General features: G+C 65.2%; 16 protein-coding genes and 1 pseudogene. 7 read left to right on the top strand and 10 right to left on the bottom strand.

The window, feature by feature from the left end; genetic code table 11:
- The first annotated feature begins 160 nt into the window (after positions 1–160).
- Positions 161–1369 carry a YibE/F family protein gene (locus OK352_RS05960; RefSeq protein WP_265140533.1) on the top strand — a complete coding sequence of 403 codons (1209 nt, stop codon included), beginning with the start codon at positions 161–163 and terminating at the stop codon, positions 1367–1369.
- A 448-nt stretch (positions 1370–1817) separates the two neighbouring features.
- Here OK352_RS05960 and OK352_RS05955 read toward each other — a convergent pair.
- Positions 1818–2957, bottom strand: a pseudogene (locus tag OK352_RS05955) (5-(carboxyamino)imidazole ribonucleotide synthase); the annotation flags it as partial.
- A gap of 95 nt (positions 2958–3052) precedes the next feature.
- On the opposite strand from OK352_RS05955, the gene OK352_RS05950 reads away from it, so the two are divergent.
- On the top strand, positions 3053–3619 hold the full coding sequence (locus tag OK352_RS05950; RefSeq protein ID WP_265140532.1) for a GtrA family protein: 567 nt from the start codon (positions 3053–3055) through the stop codon (positions 3617–3619).
- Between the two features lie 106 nt (positions 3620–3725).
- Here OK352_RS05950 and OK352_RS05945 read toward each other — a convergent pair whose 3' ends face one another.
- Positions 3726–4259: a PH domain-containing protein gene (locus OK352_RS05945; protein ID WP_265140531.1), complete on the bottom strand. Its 534-nt coding sequence runs from the start codon at positions 4257–4259 to the stop codon at positions 3726–3728.
- Between the two features lie 331 nt (positions 4260–4590).
- Positions 4591–4932: a YciI family protein gene (locus OK352_RS05940; RefSeq protein WP_265140530.1), complete on the bottom strand. Its 342-nt coding sequence runs from the start codon at positions 4930–4932 to the stop codon at positions 4591–4593.
- A 337-nt stretch (positions 4933–5269) separates the two neighbouring features.
- Between OK352_RS05940 and OK352_RS05935 the strand changes: the two genes are divergently transcribed.
- Positions 5270–6190 (top strand): hypothetical protein, encoded by a 921-nt coding sequence (locus tag OK352_RS05935; RefSeq protein WP_265140529.1) that lies wholly within the window; start codon positions 5270–5272, stop codon positions 6188–6190.
- 372 nt (positions 6191–6562) lie between these two features.
- Here the strand turns inward: OK352_RS05935 and OK352_RS05930 are convergent, their stop codons facing one another.
- Positions 6563–7378 (bottom strand): biotin--[acetyl-CoA-carboxylase] ligase, encoded by an 816-nt coding sequence (locus tag OK352_RS05930; protein ID WP_265140528.1) that lies wholly within the window; start codon positions 7376–7378, stop codon positions 6563–6565.
- A gap of 130 nt (positions 7379–7508) precedes the next feature.
- On the opposite strand from OK352_RS05930, the gene OK352_RS05925 reads away from it, so the two are divergent.
- The gene (locus OK352_RS05925; protein ID WP_372338080.1) at positions 7509–9113 is read left to right on the top strand and encodes an acyl-CoA carboxylase subunit beta; all 1605 of its coding nucleotides are present in this window, start codon (positions 7509–7511) and stop codon (positions 9111–9113) included.
- Complete coding sequence (locus OK352_RS05920; protein WP_265140833.1) at positions 9113–9373, top strand: acyl-CoA carboxylase subunit epsilon; 261 nt, start codon at positions 9113–9115, stop codon at positions 9371–9373. Before OK352_RS05925 ends, OK352_RS05920 begins: the two co-directional genes overlap by 1 nt.
- A 429-nt stretch (positions 9374–9802) precedes the next feature.
- Here OK352_RS05920 and OK352_RS05915 read toward each other — a convergent pair whose 3' ends face one another.
- From OK352_RS05915 to OK352_RS05900, 4 genes are all read right to left on the bottom strand, one after another.
- Positions 9803–10810 (bottom strand): hypothetical protein, encoded by a 1008-nt coding sequence (locus OK352_RS05915; protein ID WP_265140525.1) that lies wholly within the window; start codon positions 10808–10810, stop codon positions 9803–9805.
- Positions 10807–12081, bottom strand: a complete 1275-nt coding sequence (locus OK352_RS05910) for a sensor histidine kinase (protein WP_265140524.1) — start codon at positions 12079–12081, stop codon at positions 10807–10809. The genes OK352_RS05915 and OK352_RS05910 overlap by 4 nt, the downstream gene beginning before the upstream one ends.
- Positions 12071–12742: a response regulator transcription factor gene (locus tag OK352_RS05905; protein WP_265140523.1), complete on the bottom strand. Its 672-nt coding sequence runs from the start codon at positions 12740–12742 to the stop codon at positions 12071–12073. The genes OK352_RS05910 and OK352_RS05905 overlap by 11 nt, the downstream gene beginning before the upstream one ends.
- An 80-nt stretch (positions 12743–12822) precedes the next feature.
- Positions 12823–14064, bottom strand: coding sequence for a class I SAM-dependent RNA methyltransferase (locus OK352_RS05900; RefSeq protein ID WP_265140522.1), 1242 nt, complete (start codon positions 14062–14064; stop codon positions 12823–12825).
- Between the two features lie 420 nt (positions 14065–14484).
- Here OK352_RS05900 and OK352_RS05895 point away from each other — a divergent pair, with 420 nt between their 5' ends.
- Together OK352_RS05895 and OK352_RS05890 are read left to right on the top strand one after the other, a co-directional pair.
- Positions 14485–15159: a Maf family protein gene (locus tag OK352_RS05895; protein ID WP_265140521.1), complete on the top strand. Its 675-nt coding sequence runs from the start codon at positions 14485–14487 to the stop codon at positions 15157–15159.
- A 496-nt stretch (positions 15160–15655) separates the two neighbouring features.
- Positions 15656–17425 carry an acetyl/propionyl/methylcrotonyl-CoA carboxylase subunit alpha gene (locus OK352_RS05890; RefSeq protein WP_265140520.1) on the top strand — a complete coding sequence of 590 codons (1770 nt, stop codon included), beginning with the start codon at positions 15656–15658 and terminating at the stop codon, positions 17423–17425.
- A gap of 818 nt (positions 17426–18243) precedes the next feature.
- Here the strand turns inward: OK352_RS05890 and OK352_RS05885 are convergent.
- Entirely contained in the window at positions 18244–18402 is a 159-nt protein-coding gene (locus tag OK352_RS05885) for a hypothetical protein (RefSeq protein ID WP_265140519.1), read from the bottom strand.
- Positions 18403–18926: 524 nt separating this feature from the next.
- The gene (locus OK352_RS05880) at positions 18927–20360 is read right to left on the bottom strand and encodes an NAD(P)H-quinone dehydrogenase (protein WP_265140518.1); all 1434 of its coding nucleotides are present in this window, start codon (positions 20358–20360) and stop codon (positions 18927–18929) included.
- Positions 20361–20373: the final 13 nt, after the last annotated feature.

The following is a 20373-nucleotide window of genomic DNA, read 5'->3' as shown; positions in this document are numbered from 1 at the left end:
CCCCGCACCTTGCAAGGCCCCGCGCATGCGGTCGCATGATGCTCACCTGAATGCAGAAACTGCCTCTGATCCCGGAGTGCGCCGTGCCCCACAGCATCCGCTTCGCTTCACCCGGCGCCCCACAGCATCCGGTTCACCGTCTGCTGGTAAGTTTCACTGAATGGGTCACTCACACGGCGCTGCCACTCCGGATGCTCCGCGACCACGCCTGGCTCGGATCCTCACGATCGTCGTGCTCGCCCTCGCCGCCGCCATCACGGTCGGTGTGATCGCCCTGTGGCCGCAGTCCGACGGCATCAAACAGCAGAAGGGCCCGTACGAGGGCGAGGGCGTCAGCATCGTCAACGCATCCGTGTCGATGGTGAACGCGTTCGAGTGCCAGGGAGACGTCGGCGAGCCCTCCGCGATGTCCGGCATCGAAGGACCCTGCGCACGCGTCGTCTCACGCCTCGACGACGGCACGCGCGCCACCTTCGAGATCGACCCGTCAACGTACGCGAGCACCGAGATGGAGCCGGGCGACAACGTGCGACTTGTGCGCCTCGAGCAGACCGAGAACGAGCCCATCAGCTACGCGTTCTACGAGTACCAGCGCACAACCCAGCTGATCGTCATCGGCATTGCCCTCATCATCGTCGTCGCACTCGTCGGCCAGTGGCGCGGCATCCGTGCACTTGTCGGCGTTGCGATCGCGATCGGGGTGCTCGCCATCTTCGTCTTTCCGGCGATGCTCACGGGGAAGCCGCCGATCATCGTGGCCATCGTCGGGGCGACAGCGATCATGCTCATCGTGCTCTACCTGGCCCACGGCGTCTCGATACGCACGACGGCAGCGTTATTCGGCGCTCTGTTCGGCATCGTGTTCACCGCACTCGCGGGTGTGATCACCACAGACTGGGCACACCTGACGGGCACCGGAAGCGAAGAGGGCTGGATGCTGTTTTCCAGCGTCCCGGATGTCAACATGTCGGCGATTGTCTCCGGAACGATCGTGATCGCCGGGCTCGGTGTGCTCAATGACATCACGATCACGCAGGTGTCGGCGGTGTGGGAGATGCGCGAGCTGAGCCCGCATGCCCCGAGCCGGCAGATCTTCACGGCCGCCATGCGCATCGGGCGCGACCACGTAGCCTCGAGCATTTACACGCTCGTGTTCGCCTATGCGGGGTCGGCGATGATGATGCTCCTGCTCGTCTACACGTACCCGCAGAACCTCCTCGACCTGCTGACGACCGAGCGCGTGAGTCAGGAGATCGTGCGGACGCTGGTGGGCACCGCGGGGCTGATTCTGGCAATGCCCGTCACGACGCTCTTCGCGATCGCGCTTGCGCCGCGCGAGCAAGAGCGCGCCCGGCACGCTGCCGCCTGACGAGCGCAGCATTCACCGACGTAGGACCTGCGCGGGCAGCATTCACTGACACTCAAACTACGGCGGCAGCATTCACTGACTTACCGCCTACGAGCGCGGCAATCCACGGCCCACGAACGCAGCATTCGCTGACGTAAAGCCTACGCGTGCAACATTTACTGACATCCGTCCGAACAGCGCATTGTGCACCTGTTATGCAGCCCACGAGCGCAGCATTCCACGGCCCACGAACGCGGCGTTCAATGACCTACGAAAGACGGCGGCCGACTGTTATCGAGTATCAAGCGGCACTCGATGCAACAGGTCACGGGCGGCACGCCGTAGCGGGCCAGTACCGATCGACGCCGACCGACGGCCAACGGGTGACCATGGGCATCTATCCGGTGACGCTTTCCGCCGCCCGTCGGCGCTCTCCCCTCACCGGCGGCGCACGACAGCATCCGGGTCTTTACTCGAAGTGGGATGCCGCCTCGCGCGCCTCGAACACGACGTCGTCGAGATTGTCGCCCACGGCGTTGACGTGACCGATCTTGCGGCCGGGCCGCGGCTCTTTGGCGTAGTTGTGCACCTTGACCGTCGGATGCTTCGCCAGCGCACGCGGATACCGGTCGGCGACGCTGCCCTCGGCAGGTCCGCCAAGAATGTTGATCATGACGGCAACGTCATCACGAAGCCCCGTCGCTCCGAGCGGAAGATCGAGGACGGCGCGCAGGTGCTGCTCAAACTGGCTCGTCGTGGAGCCGTCCTGCGTCCAGTGCCCGGAGTTGTGCGGGCGCATTGCGAGCTCGTTGACGAGAAGACGATCGTCGGTCGTCTCGAACAGTTCGACGGCGAACACACCCGTCACCTCAAGCCCTTCGGCGATGTCGACGGCGATCTGCGCGGCAACCTCAGCCACGCGTCCCGCTGACTGCGGCGCCGGGGCGAAGACCTCGGCACACACGCCGTTCTTCTGCACAGTCTCGACGACGGGCCACACCGCGAGCGGCCCTGACGGGCGGCGCGCCGTGAGCTGCGCCAGCTCGCGGCGGAAGTCAACGAGCTCCTCGACGAGAAGCTCTCCCCCGCGGCCGTCTTCGGCCAACGCGGTGAACCAGTCGCCCGCTTCGTGCGCAGCCGACACGACACGCACGCCCTTGCCGTCGTACCCGCCACGCGGCGTCTTGACGACAGCACGGCCACCGTGGTCGTCGATGAACTTCTGCAACTCGCCCTCAGTCGCAACGGACGCCCAGTCCGGAACCGGCACGCCGAGTGCCGTGAGCTTCTCGCGCATCGCAATCTTGTCCTGCGCATACTGCAGCGCGTCAGGGCCCGGGTGCACAGCGTGCCCGGCATCGACGAGGGCGCGCAGCACCGGCTGCGGAACATGCTCGTGGTCGAAGGTGATGACGTCGACGCCCGCCGCGAACTCGAGCACGGTGTCGACGTCGCGATAGTCACCCACCTGCGTCGCAGCGAGTGACGCCGCCATGTTCTCCTGCTCGGCCAGCACGCGAATCTCAAGCCCGAGGTTGATGGCGGGCGGAATCATCATGCGGGCCAGCTGTCCCGCGCCAATCACGCCAACTACCGGCATGCGTCGCTCCTGTCGTGGTTCATGTTGTCTGGATTCTCAGTTGTTCAAGAACCAGTGTCGCTAAACTGCGAACCCCTCTATCTTCTCGCATGAAGGACGGATGCATGTCGAACCACCGTGCCGCCCGGCTTCGGCACCTCGGCATGCAGATGATCCGTTTCGGTCTCGTGGGCGCGGCGGGCCTCGCCGTCGACCTCGTCGTCTTCAACGCCCTGCGCCTCACGATGCTTGCGCCGGAGGAGATCGAGTCGGGTCCGCTCATCGCGAAGCTGGTATCGACAACGCTCGCGATCCTCACGAACTGGGTGGGCAACAGGTTCTGGACATTCGCCGACAGCCGTCAACGCAACACGATCCGCGAGGCAAGCGAGTTCTTCGCCGTCAGCATCGCCGGTATGGGCTTCGGCGTCGGCAGTCTGTGGGTTTCGCACTACGTTCTTGGCTTCACGAGCGTGCTCGCCGACAATATCTCCTCAAATGTGATCGGGCTTGCGCTCGGCGCCCTCTTCCGGTTCGCGCTGTACCGCTGGTGGGTGTTCTCGCCGGCGCGCGCTGCGACGCAGCATCCGGTTTCGGAATCGGGCGCCTCACAGCATCCGGTGTCTCGCGCTGCATCAAGCGCGGCTCAGAGCACCGTTGTCTCGTCGCGCAACACGGAGCCTGCCGCGTAGGCCCGGGTCTGAGGCCAGACGCTGCCCCGACCGCAGCATCCCGTGTCTGGCACTGGGTCAAGCGCGGCTCACAGCATCCGGTCTCTCGCGCTGCGTCATGCGCGGCTCAGAGCACTGTCGTCTCGTCACGCAGCACCGAACCTGCCGCGTAGCCGCCGTATCCGAGCTGGCCCTGCGCACGCTCGATGAGGTCGTGCAGCACGTTCTGCACCTGGTTGGCGCCCGGTACGTCCTTGAGCACCACGGGCTTGTCGACGCCAGAGGTGAGCACGATGTCACCCGAACGAGACATTGCCTGCAAAGGGCCGCGCTTGATGGTCACCGTGTAGCCGCGCGAATGCAGCAGCTCACTGCGGGTACGAACGAAGAAGCCCTGTCGCGCGATGACCCGCCGCGTTGTGATCGTGTAGCGCCGATTGAGCCAGACGAAATAGGGCAGCAGCACGAACAGGATGATCGCGAGAATCCCGCCAAAGAGGATCACGAGGTTGATCCACTGCTCACGGAACGAACCGAAGAAGTATGAGACGGCGCCTGTCACGCCGATCAGAATGATGACGGGAAGAATCAGGATGCGGCCATGCCGATGCATGCGGGCGACGACGCGCTCCGACGCGTGTTCTCCCGTGCGGTTGTCCATGACCTCCATTGTGCCGCACGTCGGCGGGGCGACGCGGTCAGCACGCCCGTCGATCTTCGATCGGAGTGGCTGTCCGGCACTGTCCGTTCAATCGTTCGGAACTTTCGCATTGTGTGCGGCGTGTCGACGCGTGACATGCCGAAGACATGATGAAAGTTCCGAATGGCTGAACACCGTAGCGACCCCCTGACCACCGCTGCGGATTGATCGGGGATTCGACGCGAAGCCCGCGCCTGGTCTCGACCCTCTCGAGTTCTTCTGCCGAAAGCCGCGCAACGCCCCGATGCGCGTAGTCCGTTGCGCATTCGAACACGCCGTCGTATCGCAACGCTCAGGAGAGCGGATCGTAGTGGAACGCACGCACTTCTTGAGCACATCGGCACGAGGCAGCGATCTTCGTCGCCCATTCGAGCGCTTCTTCACGCGTCGACACATCGATGATCGTGAACCCACCATCGAGATGCTTCGTCTCCGGATACGTACCCGGGGCAACTGTGCCGTCCGGGTTGACCAGCACGGTGCTCACGCTGTCGTCGATGCCGCCGCCGAACACGTAGACCCCTGCCCTCTGTGCCTCCTCGATGACGGCGTGAGACTCATCGACGACCTGCTGGAACTCCGCGTCTGGAACGTCCATCGCCCTGCGGGGAAACGAGATCATGTAGTGCGTCATGCAAAAATTCTACGCTTCGCCGTTTTTCGCGCAGAGGAAGAATTGCGCCGTCATGGGGTGTCTCGAGGCACCACTTTGAGACCACGAACCCGATGCGCAATGGTCAGGCCACGACGCGGCTTTACCGTCGCCTCCGCCCGGCCACGTGCGGGACGCGCTCTTCACTCGAGCATGCTTGACAAGAGCCCGGAACTGCCCATGAATGCAGACAGGACGGATGCTCGTCTGCAACCCCGCGGGTCAAGAATGCCCGTCCACAACCCCACGACAACCAGGGAGTATCCCCAGCTGACACGGCCATTCCCCACACGTCAGTCGCGTCGACAAGACTTGCCTCATGGAGGTTGCAAGACTGCTGCATGACCAAGGGGAGATTGCCAAGACCTCGACCCTGATCGCGCAGGGCGCATCGCGGCGCGATATCGCCGAAAGCGTGAGTGACGGGACCGTCTCCCGCGTCATGCGCGGGTGGATTTGCACCCCGAGAGCCGATGCCGAACAGATCTTGGCTGTTCGTTCGGGCGGTCGACTCGGCTGCATCTCGGCGCTTGCGCGGTGGGGCCTATGGTCGGCAGATGACCGGTCTCCGCATGTGTCAATGCCACGCCGGGGACGAGGCAGCCGAGTCTTCCAGGAAGAAGGCGTCAGAGACGACGCTGTTATGCATCCTCGAGCAGCGCAACTCTCAGAAATTCGACCGCGTCTTCAACGCCCGGTTCGCTTTCATTGGGCAGCGCAGCCGGCAGCGAAGAGCGAACTCGACTGGATCGTGAGCCCCGGCGACGCGGTCCGTCAGGCCGTCCTCTGCCAGAACCTCGAGCACGCGGTTGCTTGCGTTGACTCCGCCGTGCACACGGGGGTACTGACGGCCGACGAATGGGGCGACATCGCGGCGAGACTCCCGTCGACCCGCCGTGACTGCGTGGCGTTGGTCGACAGCCGCGCCGACTCGGGGCTCGAAAGCCGCATCAGGGTGCGCCTCATTCGATTGGGGCACACCGTCGATGTTCAGGTTCCGGTCCCCGGGTTTGGCAAACTCGACATCCTCGTCGACGGCCGAGTCGGCCTAGAGCTCGATGGCGATCGATTCCACACGCCTGCAAAGCAGCGGCAGCGCGACACCGAGAAAGTGCTCACATCGATGCTCTTCGGGCTACCCGTGCTCAGATCCGGTTACGCTCAAGCGATTAACGACTGGGAGCTCGTCTACGACGCGCTGAAGCGGATGCTGCAGCTCACTGAGCGTCGGGCTGCGTAGCTCGATAAGTGCGCTGCCCCTTCTCTGGAGGCGCATCGCTCGATCGAGGTTCTACTCGTTCCTGCGAAGGCACGCCCTTCGATGAGGCTACTGCCGCCTCCCTCGAGGGCAACGCTTGTGTTCGTTCATTCGGAACTTCCGAGGAGCGTGCGGCGTGTCGTTACACAACACGCCGCCGCCGGACCGAAAGTTCCGAATGAATGAACAAGGATGCACTCGAAATCTCCGAAAGCATGAACGCTGTCAACACGTTCCACAGCACCGCTTTACCTGGTGGCTGCACCAGAATCAATCATCTGCCACGGGATGCTGGTGCGCCACGCGTCAGCAAGCAGACGATGGTGAGTTAGTCGTCGAGCGAGCTCCGCTGCATCACGTGTCCGCGAGGGGACGCAGGTGCGTCACGTCGCCCGCCGATATGCTACGCAGCACCGCCTCGCCCTCCGGCTGCACCAGAAGCTGCCCGTCCGCATCGATGCCGCGCGCCACACCCACGAGGTCCTCGGCAGGCAGCTGCACCCGCACAGCCTGCCCCAGCGTTCCGCACGCGGCACTGACTTGCGCAATCAGGCCGCTCGACCGGGCATCACCGCCGGCCGCGACGAACGGGTCATACAGTTCATGCAGCTGCTTTAGATAGAGCGACAGAACAGTGTCGGCACTGTAGGTGCGGCGGCATTCGATCGCGAGGGAGGTCGCGGTCTCCACCGGCAGCTGGTCGCGGGTCATCGACGTGTTGAGCCCGGCTCCCACGACGACGGCGAGATCGTCGCCCGGAATGAGTTCGCTCAGGATGCCGCTGACTTTCAGCCCGCGCACAAGCACGTCGTTCGGCCACTTCAGCGTCGCATCGATCGCCTTCATGCCTGCCCCGGCCAGCAGCATCTGCACGGTGCGGGTCATCGCGAGCCCCGCCATCAGAGGGATCCAGCCGAAGCGATCGGCGGGGACCTGCGGACGCAGCAGCACCGATGTTGCGAGGCTCGATCCGGGAGGCGTCGACCACACGCGGTCGAGCCGGCCCCGACCAGAGACCTGCGTATCGGTCACCAGCACCGAGAAGTCCGGCCACGCATCGGGGTCGGCGGCCGCGCGCTCCACCAAGTCGACGTTCGTAGAGCCGGTGCGGGGAACCCACGTGAGGGCGGGGGCGACGTCGAGACTAGCGGTGAGATCGGGGGCACTCATACGTACAGAATATGGCGCACAGCGGTGGCGAGCAGCATCCGGATCTGTCGATACCCACCAACACATTCGAAACGGCTTGTCAGAACCCTCCAAGGGTGCGACGGCGGGTTGCCGAGATAGAGTGAACGTCGTGACTCAAGACCCCAGCGAGAACGCGCCCGATATTTTCACGACGGCCGGCAAGCTCGCCGACCTCAGACGCCGGTATCACGAAGCCGTGACGGCGTCGGGTGAGGCCGCAATCACTAAGCAGCATGCCAAGGGCAAGATGACCGCCCGCGAGCGCATCGAGAAGCTGCTCGACCACGGGAGCTTCGTCGAACTCGACGAGTTTGTGCGCCACCGCACCTACGCCTTCGGCATGGACGCCAAGCGCCCGTACGGCGATTCCGTCGTCACCGGCACCGGCACAATCGGCGGACGCCAGGTTGCCGTGTTCGCGCAGGACTTCACGATCTTCGGCGGGTCTCTCGGCGAGGTCGCGGGCGAGAAGATCATCAAGGTGATGGACCACGCCATGAAATGCGGCGTTCCGCTCATCAGCATCCTCGATTCGGGTGGCGCCCGCATTCAAGAGGGCGTCGTCGCTCTGGGCAAGTACGGCGAGATCTTCCGGCGCAACACGGCAGCGTCCGGCGTGATCCCGCAGATCTCCATCGTCATGGGCCCGGCAGCCGGCGGAGCCGTGTACTCCCCCGCGCTCACCGACTTCGTGATCATGGTCGACAAGACGAGCCAAATGTTCGTGACCGGCCCCGACGTCATCAAGACGGTGACCGGCGAAGACGTGGGCATGGAAGAGCTCGGCGGTGCACTGACCCACAACACGCGTTCCGGAGTCGCGCACTATCTCGCGAGCGACGAAGACGACGCCCTCGACTACGCGCGCACGCTCATCGGATACCTGCCCGACAACAACCTGTCGGATCCCCCGTCATACTCGTCCGAGTTTGACCTCGAGACCACGGATGCTGATCGCAAACTCAACACGATCATTCCGGACTCCCCCAACCAGCCGTACGATGTCGTTTCGGTGATCGAGCGACTCGTCGACGACGAAGAGTTTCTCGAGGTGCAGCCGCTGTTTGCACCCAACATCGTGATCGGTTTCGCACGCATCGAAGGCACGTCCGTCGGCATTATCGCCAACCAGCCGAATTCGATGGCCGGCACCCTCAACATCGAGGCCGGTGAGAAGGCGTCGCGCTTCGTGCGCTTCTGTGACGCGTTCTCGATTCCGATCCTCACCCTCGTCGACGTGCCCGGCTACCTTCCCGGTACCGACCAGGAGTGGACGGGCGTCATCCGGCGCGGCGCCAAGCTGCTCTACGCCTACGCCGAGGCGACGGTTCCCCTTGTCACGGTGATCCTGCGCAAGGCATACGGCGGCGCATACATCGTGATGGGGTCAAAGCAGCTCGGCGCCGACATCAACTTGGCGTGGCCCACCGCCGAGATCGCGGTCATGGGCGGTCAGGGTGCCGTGAACATCCTCTACCGCAACGAGATCAAGAAGGCGGAGGAGAACGGCGAAGATGTCGCCGCCGTGCGCACGCGTCTCGCCAACGAGTACACGTACAACGTGACCAGCCCGTTCCTCGCCGCCGAGCGCGGCGAGCTCGACGGCGTGATCGAGCCCGCAGCCACACGCGTCTCGATCGCCAAGGCGTTCCGCTCGCTCAAGGGCAAGAGGGCGCAGGTTCCGCCGAAGAAACACGGAAACATTCCACTGTGATGACTCCAGGACGCCATGCCGCACCCGTCACCGACGGCGAAGAAGCGCACCCCGAGAGTGCGTTCCGCTTCGTGCGCGGGAATCCGACGGAAGAAGAGATCGCCGCGGTCAGCGCTGTCGTCGCCTCCGCCGTCGCTGAGGTACGCGAGTCAGGTCTGGCCGACGGCGAGGCCACGCCGAGCGAATGGTCGCGCTCGCAGCGTCCGATCCGACACCCCCTGACGCCGGGTCCCGGACGGTGGCGCAACTTTACGGCATAATATGCCGTGTTGCCGTGAAGCCTCAGCTTCGGCAGCGTGGGGGACCTTGTCCCCCAAAAAGCCGACTAGCGTCGGCGGCCCATCCCCACAAGAATAGATATTGCTAGGTGGCACTCTCTGAGTTTCACCGTGAGCCAGTTCCCCACCTAGGGAGTGGGTTTCTGGTTTGGGGGCGGATGAGAACGATATTCGGGTTGTCGTTGTCATCCGGGGCTTAAGGGGGACCGGAATTAGGGAGCCGGTCCCCCTTTTCCATGCCCGCACGTTCCGCGGCGCTGGTGAGGCTTATAGGCCAGAACGTGTGTATGGCTTCCGGCGTGTCATCCTCGTCCTGCCCATCCTTGGCAGGTTCACGCCGAATCGCCCCATCTGAGTGCGCGCCTCAACGATCAGGCATGAAGCGCCGCACGCTGACGATTCCGGATGCTGTCAGCCGCCCTCCCGCCGCGGAATCTGCATCCACACGTCGACGTCGTCATCGTCGGTCTCACTTCCGGGCGGAGGCGAACTGACGCCGACGATCGTCACCGCAGCGTCGGAGTGCTCGGGGGCCGTGCGCACGATGAGCCGTTCTGTCTCGGCCTCGTCGATCGCGGCAGCCAGTGTCGTGAGCACACGATGCTTCTCACCAGCATCCAGGCCATCGATCGTGCCCTCGTCGAGCAGCTGCACGGCAATGCCGCGACGGCGCGCGGAGAGCACGGCGTCACGCACCCGCTCGTTCACGAGCGCCCGACCACGAATGTCGTCACGCAGCCGCGCCTCGAGCAGTCGAGCCTGATCGCGCTCGGAATCCGTCAGGCGCCCGCCCGCGAGCACCACATCGCGGAGCATCGGCCCTGCGATGCGGCTCGCGGTCTCGAGTCGTTCGCGCCGCTCGGACCGGTGGGCGTGCTGCGCGGCCTCCCAGCGCATGGCCTCGCGTTCCGCCTCCATCAGCTGGTCCGCGCCGGCCTCGGCCTTTCGCAGTGCCCCCGTCATGACGTAGGCGAGGATCACCCACGCAACGGCGCCGGTGACGCCGGTTTGTGCCGAGCCCATGATCCCGCACCACGCCACCGAGTAGATGACAAGGAACACCGTGCCCGCGGCGGCCATCAGCTTGCGTCCGCGCACCATGATGATCGTCATGAGCGTGCCCACGGCATTCGTGTGCCACGTGGCATAGCCGTTGTCGGCAGTCGGATCGAGCTGGCTGGTGACGAGAAGCGTCACGACCACGGCACTCGAGAAGGCGAAGGCTCCCGCCCACACCGGCATGCCCCGGCCACGGAACGACCAGAGGGTGAGAAGCGTGGCCGCGGCGTACAGCACGAGCGCGACAAGGACGGGCGCCGGATGCTCGGGCACGCCGATCGTCAGCATGCCCCGCGCGATGTGGTACGCCGAGAACACGGCGGCGAGGGCGATCAGGCTCGACCGCGGGATGCTGTTCATTCCGCGCCCTCCGAGGGTGACCAGCTGAGCACGACGCGCGCTCCCCTGCCGGGTGCCGCATCGACGACGGTGCTGCCGCCGACGGCCGCCATCCGCTCGACGATGGACACGCGCACTCCGAGGCGGTCTGTCGGGACCTTCTCGGGGTCGAAGCCGACGCCGTCGTCGACGATCTCGATGACAGCGGTTGTGCTGGTGTTCGACACGGCGACGCGGCGATCGGGTTCTTCATCGCCCGCCCCGCCCGCATGTTCAGCGCTGTTGACCATGGCCTGCACGGCGGCGAGCCCCATGGCGTTAGCGACGGTCTGCGGCACGACGGCTCCCGCGGACGCCGTACTCTCGACGATGAAGTCGTGCTCCATCATGCGCGCGGCGACGCTGAGCCGTCCCGCCATTTCGCGCAACGTCACCGATGATTCGTCGGCGGTCGCTTCGACGCCAGCCTCGCGCAGTTCGGCAAGGGCGTGCTCCGCGATCTGCACGGCCGCGCGCTCGCCCTCGAGGTTCACCGCGCGTTCGGCGGCCTGCAGCGCTGCAAGCACGTTGTCGTGCACGAGCGCATCGACCTCGACGCGCTCCGCTTCGACGGCATGGGCACGCACGGCACGGTCGTACCGCACCAGCGCGGCGTCTCGCGCAGCATCCACTCGCCGTGCCGTCTGGCGAAACATGACGGCGAGCATGACAATGAGCATGCCGAACACGATCCCGTAGATGGCGTCGAGAATGCCGATCTGCAGGCGAACGAAACCGAGCGTGCCAACCGAGCGCACGAGGCCGTACAGAATCGGAACACCGATCGTGTACGCCACGGCCCAGGTCACCGGGAAGGCGACAGCGGCGCACGCTGTAGCGACGGTGAGCAGGTACCAGATCCACGGTTCATCGGGGCGACCACCGAAGATGAACCCGGTGTAGAGCGGCCAGACGATCAGCACGGCGAGGTAGAGCAGAGCGAAGAAGCCGCCCGCGATGCGCACGCCGCGGCGCAGAAATCCGGCAACCGCAACAGCAGCGAGCGCTGCGAATGTCACGGCGGGAAAGATGAAGCCGATCTCGGTGTCCGAGCCGACCGCTCCACGCACGGACGGCACCGGCTCGGCGATCGGAGCCATCATGGCGAACACGAACGCTTGGGCACCGAAGACGAGCACGGCGAGCGCGAGCGTGAGCGCGATCATGTTCTCGACGCGCGTCGATGTGAAGACCCGAGAGCGATGACGCTCGGCTTCTAGGGAGTGGAGCGGACGCCCCTGGTCAACCGGCATCCGTTCCGCCCGGGTTGAGCTCGGGGAGGATGCCGTCTTCAACGGCTCGCCGCAGCAGATCGACCTTCGTCGGGGCGGGGCGCCCCACCTCGACATACTTCTTGCGGATGCGGTCGAGGTGCTGCTTGACGGTAGACGGGGCGACGCCGAGCTGCGTGGCGACCTGCTTCATGGGCAGCCCCGAGGCGTAGAGGTGCAACACATCGCGCTCTCGCCGGCCGAGCTGCACCGAAGCAAACTCGGAGTCCGCCTCGATCGCGCTCGCCCATTCGAGATTGTTGAGCACTCCGCCCGATGCGACTTGCTCGATCGAGCTGATGACGACGTCTGTCGGAGATGACTTCGGGATGACCCCGGCGGCACCAGCGGCGAGCGCCTGCCGCACGAGAGCCATGCGATCGGCGATGCTGTGGATGAGCACGGCCGCCCCGGTCTCCTGCACCCGCGCCACGTTTGTGGGAACGTCGGTGCCGTCGCCAAGCGAGAGGTCGAGGACGACGATATCGACGGGCGCGATGCCGGGCTCGATCTCACCCGCGGCATCAAGAAACTCGTCGACGCTTGACACGCTCATGGCGACGGTGTGCCCCGCGCCCATGCAGGCGGCCTGCAGACCGAGCCTCACGGATTCGTGATCGTCAATGATCGCCACACTCACCATGGCACTCATCGTATCGGCATCCAGCGCTCTCACTGATTCCGGTCGGCTGCTGCATGGGTGTGCGTGTCGCCGCCCGAGGCTCAGCTGCGCTCAAATGAGGCGACGGCCTCCATGTGGTGCGTGTGTGGAAACAGGTCGAAGGCGCGCAAGCTGGTGAGACGGTATCCGGATGCTGTGAAGGCACCAGCATCCCGGGCCAGCGCAACGGGGTCGCACGCGACGTAGACGATCTGCGCCGGCTCCAGCTGCGCGATCTGCGTCGTGATGGCGGTGCCCGCCCCGGCACGCGGCGGATCGAGCACGACTGTCGCGTCGCGGAACGCACGCCGGTCGACGGCGGACATGTGCGTCTGCAGATCCGAGAGGTACCGGTCAACGCGTGCTGTCACGGCTTCGGCACCGGGGGCGAGGTTGTGCCGTGCGTGTCGTGTGGCGGCAGCATCCGCCTCGACGCTCGTGATGCGGACGGTGTCACCAAATCGTGCCTGCACGGCGGCGGCCAGCAGTCCGACGCCGCCGTAGAGGTCGAGGTTGTGGGCGCGCGGGTCGAACAGGGCACTGTCGATGCCGTGCTGCACAGCCTCGGTGAGCGTCGCCGCCGCGCCGTGATGCACCTGCCAGAACCCACCGGCATCCACGGTGAACTCGCTGTCGCCGACGCGTTCGGTCACGGTGCCGGCCGCTTTGAGATCGTCGTCTCCGACGCACAGCAGTGGCTCGAATCCGCTCGGGTCAATGAGGTCAAGGGATGCTGCGCCCTCGACGAGCGCGTCGAGTTCGATGATCTCGGCCAGGCGCGGTGTGGCGAGCGGGAGAGATGACACGGGGACAACGGTGTGCGAGCGGGCGGCGTACGGCCCCATGCGGCCCTCGTCGTCGACGTGGAGTCGCACGCGTGTGCGCCAGCCGAGTCCGTTCTTCTCGTCATCGCCCGCGACGGCCTCCATCTCGAAAGCTGGAGCGGCCTGGCCGGCGAACTTCTCGAACGCTTCGCTGAGCACTTGGTGCTTGAGCGCGCGCTGGTGGTCGAGCGCAATGTGACCAAATTCGGCGCCGCCCGCGCGCTCGGCCGGGTCGCGTTCAACGCTGGCTTCGGCCCAGACGTGCTCACGGCGGTGCTCGGAGGGTTCGAGGACCTCGGTCGTCTCAGCGCGCCAGAACTTCTTCTTGCGTGCATCCGTCACTCGGGCGAGAACGCGCTCCCCCGGGATCGCGTCGCTCACGAACACCACGCGCCCCTCGTGACGGGCGACGAAGATTCCGCCGTGCGCGACGTTCGTGATTTCGAGCTCAATGGGCTGGTCCGGCGCTGTTCCTGGCATGCTTTCGAGCATGTCACATCTCGCTCGTTCGCCCGCATCGCTTCGGGTCAGCGGGCGCGATGCGATGCAGCCACGTGCAGCCTGTGCGTGTCCGGCGTCGTCTCGGCCTGCACGCGGGAGCGTGCTGCGCCCAAGGATCATCTCGTGCTCGGTGCGCGTCCTCCCGACCAGCACGGGTGGCGTGGTGTACTGCAGCCGGTGCTCAACCCGCATATCGCCAGTATCCGCCCAGCCAGCGCGCGACCATGGTGCCTCGCAACCGATGCTCAGCTCGCGCTCAGTGCGCGTCTTCCCCGGCGTTCTCTCGCGAGCGTGAACTCCGCTTCCCTCCCCCGCGCCCGCCGATGCGTTCTCCACGAACTCCGGCACACGTCGCACGCGGCCCGCCCACCGTCGCGGCGACGGTCTATTCTCGAGGGCATGCCTGTTTCACCGCTCCCCGCACTCGAATTCCACCTTGCGTCGACGTCGCCCGCTCGCCGCATGCTTCTCGCGCAGGCCGGCATCAACGCGCACGCGTTCGCGCCGAAGGTGGATGAGGACGCCGCCGTCGCTGACGCCGAGCGCCGGGCCGGCAGTGCGCTCACCCCTGCGGCGACCGTTGAGCTTCTCGCCCGCACCAAGGCCGAGGCCGGTGCCGCGCTGCTGCGTGAGCGCGGCACGACGAGCGGGCTCGTGTTCGGCGGCGACTCGGTCTTCGTTCTCGATGGCACGATCTACGGCAAGCCGCACACCGCTGAAGAGGCCCTCCGCCGCTGGCAGTTGCAGCGCGGGCGTACCGGAACCCTGTACTCGGGGCACTGCCTGATCGACTTGGCGACGGATGCTGCAGTGCGCAGCGTGACAGCATCCGATGTCACGTTTGCGGCGGATATGTCCGACGCAGAGATCTCCGACTACATCGCCAGCGGCGAGCCGCTGAACGTCGCCGGCGCGTTCACGATCGACAGCCTTGGATCTGCATTCATCGACCGCGTTGATGGGGATCCGTCGACGGTAGTGGGGCTGTCGATTCCGGCGCTGCGGCGGCTCGTGCGCGAACTGGGGCACGAGTGGACGGCGCTCTGGTCGGCACCAGAGCCCGCGCAGACCTGAGGGGCGGTCGCGCACCGAGTGCACCGCGACGGCGTGTCACCGAGTCACCGAGTCACCGACCAGCAAGCATCTCTTCCCGCTCCTGCGCGCCTGTTTCGGAACTGCGCTCCTGATTTTTCTGGCGCCCGCCTCCGAACAAATAGCGCACCGCGTCGGTGGCAAGCGGGCTTTCGCCCCCTGCGCACCTGTTCTTTCTAGCCCGTTTCCGGAACCGCGCGCCTGTTTCGGAACTGCGCTCCTGATTTTTCTGGCGCTCTCCTCCGAACAAATAGCGCACAACGTCAACGACCAACGAGCTTCCGCTCCAGCGCCCCAGTTTCGGAACTGCGCCCCTATTCTTTTTGGCGCTCGCTTCCAGAACAGTGGCTCGCGCGGGCGCGCGGCTTGCAGCATCCAGGCGTGACGCCTGTTTTGTGCAGCGTATCCACCGTTGTGGCGGCTTTTTTGTGGAGGTCGCCCAATTTCTGACGGGCGCAGCGGTTTAGGCTAGGGAACTGTGCCACGAATAACGAAGGTCCTGATCGCCAATCGCGGCGAAATTGCTGTCCGCATCATTCGCGCTGCTCGTGACTCGGGCCGGTCGTCTGTCGCCGTCTACGCCGACCAAGACCGTGATGCCCTGCACGTCAAGCTTGCCGACGAGGCATACTCGCTCGACGGCACTACCGGCGCCGACACCTACCTGGTGATCGACAAGCTGCTCTCTGTGGCTCGGCGGTCCGGCGCTGACGCCGTGCACCCCGGCTATGGCTTCCTCGCCGAGAACGCCGACTTCGCTCGGGCCGTCATCGACGCGGGCCTGGTCTGGATCGGGCCGTCGCCCGAGGCGATCGAGCAGCTGGGCGACAAGGTGACCGCGCGTCATGTGGCTGAGAAGGTCGGCGCTCCCCTCGCGCCCGGAACGCTCAACCCCGTCTCCGGTGCCGATGAGGTTCTCGAGTTCGTCGATGAGCACGGTCTTCCCGTGGCGATCAAGGCGGCATTCGGCGGCGGCGGGCGCGGGCTCAAGGTGGCGCGCTCGCGCGACGAGGTCGCTGAGCAGTTCGAGTCGGCGACGCGCGAGGCCGTTGCGGCGTTCGGCCGTGGCGAGTGCTTCGTCGAGAAGTACCTCGATGAGCCGCGTCACGTCGAGACTCAGTGCTTGGCGGATGCTGCTGGAAATGTCGTCGTCATCTCGACGCGCGACTGCTCGCTGCAGCGTCGCCACCAGAAGCTCGTCGAGGAGGCGCCGGCACCGTTCCTCACGGACGAGCAGACGGCGAAACTGTACGAGTCGTCGAAGGCGATCCTGGCCGAGGTCGGCTACGTCGGGGCCGGCACATGTGAGTTCCTCATCGGCAAGGACGGCACCGTTTCGTTCCTCGAGGTGAACACGCGCCTCCAGGTGGAGCATCCAGTCTCTGAAGAGGTCACGGGCATCGACCTTGTGCGCGAGCAGTTCCGCATCGCCGAGGGCGGCGAGCTTGATTACGACGACCCTGTCGCATCCGGGCACTCGTTCGAGTTCCGCATCAATGGGGAGGACCCGGGCCGCAACTTCCTGCCGCAGCCGGGCCCGATCCACGAGTTCCGCACGTTCGGTGGCCCCGGCATCCGGCTCGATTCCGGGGTGACGACGGGCGACGAGATCTCAGGAGCGTTCGACTCGCTGCTCGGGAAGCTGATTGTCTCGGGGGCTGACCGTGCTGAGGCGCTGGAGCGCTCACGTCGCGCTCTCGCCGAGTTCGAGGTCACGGGCATGCCGACGGTGCTGCCGTTCCACCGGAAGATCGTCGACGACCCGGCGTTTACGGCAGAGGACGGCACGTTCGGCGTGTACACACGGTGGATCGAAACCGAGTTCGAGAATGACATCGAGCCCTGGGATGGCGAGCTGGGCGACCCGAAGCCGGTCGATGAACGACACAATGTGGTTGTCGAGGTGTCGGGCAAGCGCCTCGAGGTGAGCCTGCCGTCGCGCATCCTCCCCACGAACGCAGGGTCGCAGCGTGTCGCCCCGGCGGCGCCGAAGCGCGGCGGCCACGCGCGAGCAACGTCGACGTCGAGCAGCAACGACATCACGTCGCCGATGCAGGCGACGATCGTGAAGGTCGTGGCCGAGGAGGGGCAGAAGGTCGTCAAGGGCGATCTGCTGCTTGTGCTGGAAGCGATGAAGATGGAGCAGCCGATTGCCGCGCCGCGTGACGGCGTCGTGTCGGATATCAATGCGCCGGTCGGGCAGACGGTCTCGTCGGGCCACAAGCTGCTGACGGTCGCGGAAGCCTAGCCGACAGCATCCTGTTGTGGGTCGTGCTGTGCCCGCTGTGTGACGTGCTCTGACCGTGACGTGCTCCGTGCCCAACGCGCTCTGTCCCCGTGGCAGGCTCCGTCCTGAACGCACCCTTCCCCGACGCGCTCTGTCCCCGGCGTACTCTGGCTCCGACCCCGACATGCTCTGTCCCTGGCGCACTCTGGCTCCGTCCCTGTGATGGGCTCTGTCCTCGTGATAGGCTCCGTCCCGAACGTGACCCGCCCAGACGCGTCCTGTCGCTGACGTGCCCGTCCCAGTGCCGGGCGCTATTTGTTCGGAACTGCGCTACATAAATATCTGGCGCGCAGATCCGAAACTGGAGCGCGCCCGAACAGTGGCTGTTCTTTTCCCGTCCACAGCGCCCCGTACTGACGCGAGTTTCCCCAGAAGTCATTCCGCAATCGAAACGTGAATCGCGGCGCAGCAATATAAGAAGCATGGATAGGCACGCTGCTTCATCGCTGCTGATACGTCGCGCCCAGCACGTAGCACTGGGCGCACACTCGCGAACGCTCACCACTCAAGTCCGCAAAGGAGAGCTCGTCGGTGTCGCGCCCGGCGTATACGTCGCCGCTGACGAATGGGGCTCCTTCTTCCCCGCGGATCGCCACGCACTACGAGTCTTTGCCCAGACGGAGAGACAACACGCCGGAACCACCTACGCCATGCACTCCGCTGCGACGTTGCACGGGATCCACCTCCTCGGACCTTTGCCGAGTAAGGTCACCGTCGCAGTTCCCCCGGCACGTGGGGGTCGCTCGACGGGAGCAGTCCGTCGACGTCAGCTTCGACTCTCAGACGACGAGATTGTCACTATTGACGGCGTCCACGTGACTTCCGTAGCTCGCACGGTGATCGATCTGGCGCGCGAGCTGCCCTTCATCGAGGGGGTAGCCATGATCGACAGCGCGAGAAACCGCAGGAGACCGCTCGTCACTCTTGACGACCTTCACGAACAGCTCACTCGGCAAAGCCGAGCTCTCGGTTATAACCGGGCGCGAGCCGCAGTCTCATTCTCTACGGACAAATCCGACTCAGTTGAAGAATCACGAAGCCGGATGCTGCTGTATCAGCTAGGTTTTCCGCAGCCCACACTCCAGCACAAACTCGTTATCGCTGACGGAACATTCTACGCGGACTTCTGGTGGGACGAATACCAACATTGGGGCGAGTTCGACGGCGATCAGAAATACACAGACCCCGCAATACTGAACGGACGTCGCCCGGAAGACGTCGTGATAGAGGAGAAACGGCGGGAGGACGCCATACGCCGGAACGTTCGAGGATTCTCTCGATGGGGAACTCCTGAAAATTTACACCCGCAACGCCTCGAGAGAATCCTCACCGACACGGGGCTGCCCACGTTCGGGCACCGGAGACTCCCGTTCTGACGCCACTTCAGCTACTGTTCCGGAACCGAGCGCCACAAATTTCTGGAGCGCAGATCCGAAACTGTAGCGCAGGCGGGGTGAGCTGGTCAGAGCACGATGTGCATTGCCCGCGCAGCATCCGATATCGAACCCGTGAGCGAGGGGTAGACCGTATACGCACTCGCCACGTGGTCGACGGTCAGCCGGTGCTCAACGGCGAGCGCCAGCGGGAAGATCAGCTCAGACGCACGCGGCGCCACGATCACGCCGCCAATCACCGTGCCCGAGCCCTGGCGGGCGAACAGCTTCACGAAGCCGTCGCGCACACCGATCATCTTCGCGCGCGGGTTCGCTGTGAGCGGCACCTTGTAGATCGTCCCCTGCGCGATGCCCTCTTCGATCTCGCGCTGGCTCCAGCCCACCGTCGCGATCTCGGGCTGCGTGAAAATGTTCGACGTGACGTTGCGCACCTCAATGGGGTTCACAACATCCCCCATCGCATGGAAGACGGCGGTGCGCCCCGACATCGATGCGACCGAGGCCAGCGGAATCTCAGCGGTGCAGTCTCCAACCGCGTAGATGTTCGGAATCGACGTCCGCGACACCCGGTTGACCCGAATGTGCCCCGACTCGGTCAGCTGCACACCCGCTTCTTCCAGCCCGATGTTTCCCGTGTTCGGCACCGATCCGACGGCCATGAGGCAGTGGCTGCCTTCAACGGTGCGCCCATCGGTCAGCGTCGCGATCACGCCGTTCTCTGTGCGCTCGACCTTCTCGGCCCGCGACTTGTTGAGAACGTTCATGCCGTCGCGCTTGAAGACGCGCTCAATCACGTTGGCTGCGTCAATGTCTTCGCCGGGCAGAACCCGGTCGCGGCTTGAGATCAGCGTCACCTTTGCGCCGAGCACGCAGTACGCAGACGCGAACTCGGCTCCCGTGACACCCGACCCCACGACGATCAAATGCTCCGGGATGCTGTCAAGCTCGTACAACTGCGTCCAGGTGAGGATCCTCTCGCCATCGGGCGTCGCGGTCGGCAGTTCGCGCGGTGAGGCACCCACCGAGACGACGATCGTGTCGGCCTCGATCTGGTCGAAGTCCGTTCCGCCTCGGCCCGTTGAGACGATCACCGAGTTGTCGCCGTCGAGGCGCCCCTCCCCCTGCACAATGCGCACTCCGGCATGTACGAGGTTCGCGCGCATGTCTTCTGACTGCTGACGCGCAAGCGAGGTGAGCCGCTTGTTCACCGCCGACAGGTTCACCGTGACCTCGGGACGAATCGGCTTGCCCGTGGTGTCGTGCCGTGCATAGAACTGCACGCCCAGATCGGAGGCCCCGCTGATCGACTTCGCCGCCTCGGCCGTCGCGATCAGTCCCTTCGACGGCACGACGTCGGTGATCACCGCGGATCCACCGACTCCGGCCCTCTCGACAAGGGTGACCTCGGCCCCCAGCTGCGCGCCGGCCAGAGCCGCCTCGTATCCACCAGGGCCTCCGCCGACAACAGCGATCCGCTGTTTGCGTTCGAACTCATACGCCATATCCACGAGTCTA

The sequence above is a fragment of the Microbacterium sp. MPKO10 genome (genome assembly GCF_026107415.2).
Taxonomy (GTDB): domain Bacteria; phylum Actinomycetota; class Actinomycetes; order Actinomycetales; family Microbacteriaceae; genus Paramicrobacterium.
The sequence above is the reverse complement of the archived record's forward strand: the minus strand, read 5'-3'. Positions and strand labels throughout refer to the sequence as shown.

Coding starts and splice junctions, on each gene's coding strand:
- OK352_RS05960 (WP_265140533.1), top strand. CDS start 161: ATGGGTCACTCACACGGCGCTGCCACTCCGGATGCTCCGCGACCACGC.
- OK352_RS05950 (WP_265140532.1), top strand. CDS start 3,053: ATGTCGAACCACCGTGCCGCCCGGCTTCGGCACCTCGGCATGCAGATG.
- OK352_RS05945 (WP_265140531.1), bottom strand. CDS start 4,259: ATGGACAACCGCACGGGAGAACACGCGTCGGAGCGCGTCGTCGCCCGC.
- OK352_RS05940 (WP_265140530.1), bottom strand. CDS start 4,932: ATGACGCACTACATGATCTCGTTTCCCCGCAGGGCGATGGACGTTCCA.
- OK352_RS05935 (WP_265140529.1), top strand. CDS start 5,270: ATGGAGGTTGCAAGACTGCTGCATGACCAAGGGGAGATTGCCAAGACC.
- OK352_RS05930 (WP_265140528.1), bottom strand. CDS start 7,378: ATGAGTGCCCCCGATCTCACCGCTAGTCTCGACGTCGCCCCCGCCCTC.
- OK352_RS05920 (WP_265140833.1), top strand. CDS start 9,113: ATGACTCCAGGACGCCATGCCGCACCCGTCACCGACGGCGAAGAAGCG.
- OK352_RS05915 (WP_265140525.1), bottom strand. CDS start 10,810: ATGAACAGCATCCCGCGGTCGAGCCTGATCGCCCTCGCCGCCGTGTTC.
- OK352_RS05910 (WP_265140524.1), bottom strand. CDS start 12,081: ATGCCGGTTGACCAGGGGCGTCCGCTCCACTCCCTAGAAGCCGAGCGT.
- OK352_RS05905 (WP_265140523.1), bottom strand. CDS start 12,742: ATGGTGAGTGTGGCGATCATTGACGATCACGAATCCGTGAGGCTCGGT.
- OK352_RS05900 (WP_265140522.1), bottom strand. CDS start 14,064: ATGCCAGGAACAGCGCCGGACCAGCCCATTGAGCTCGAAATCACGAAC.
- OK352_RS05895 (WP_265140521.1), top strand. CDS start 14,485: ATGCCTGTTTCACCGCTCCCCGCACTCGAATTCCACCTTGCGTCGACG.
- OK352_RS05880 (WP_265140518.1), bottom strand. CDS start 20,360: ATGGCGTATGAGTTCGAACGCAAACAGCGGATCGCTGTTGTCGGCGGA.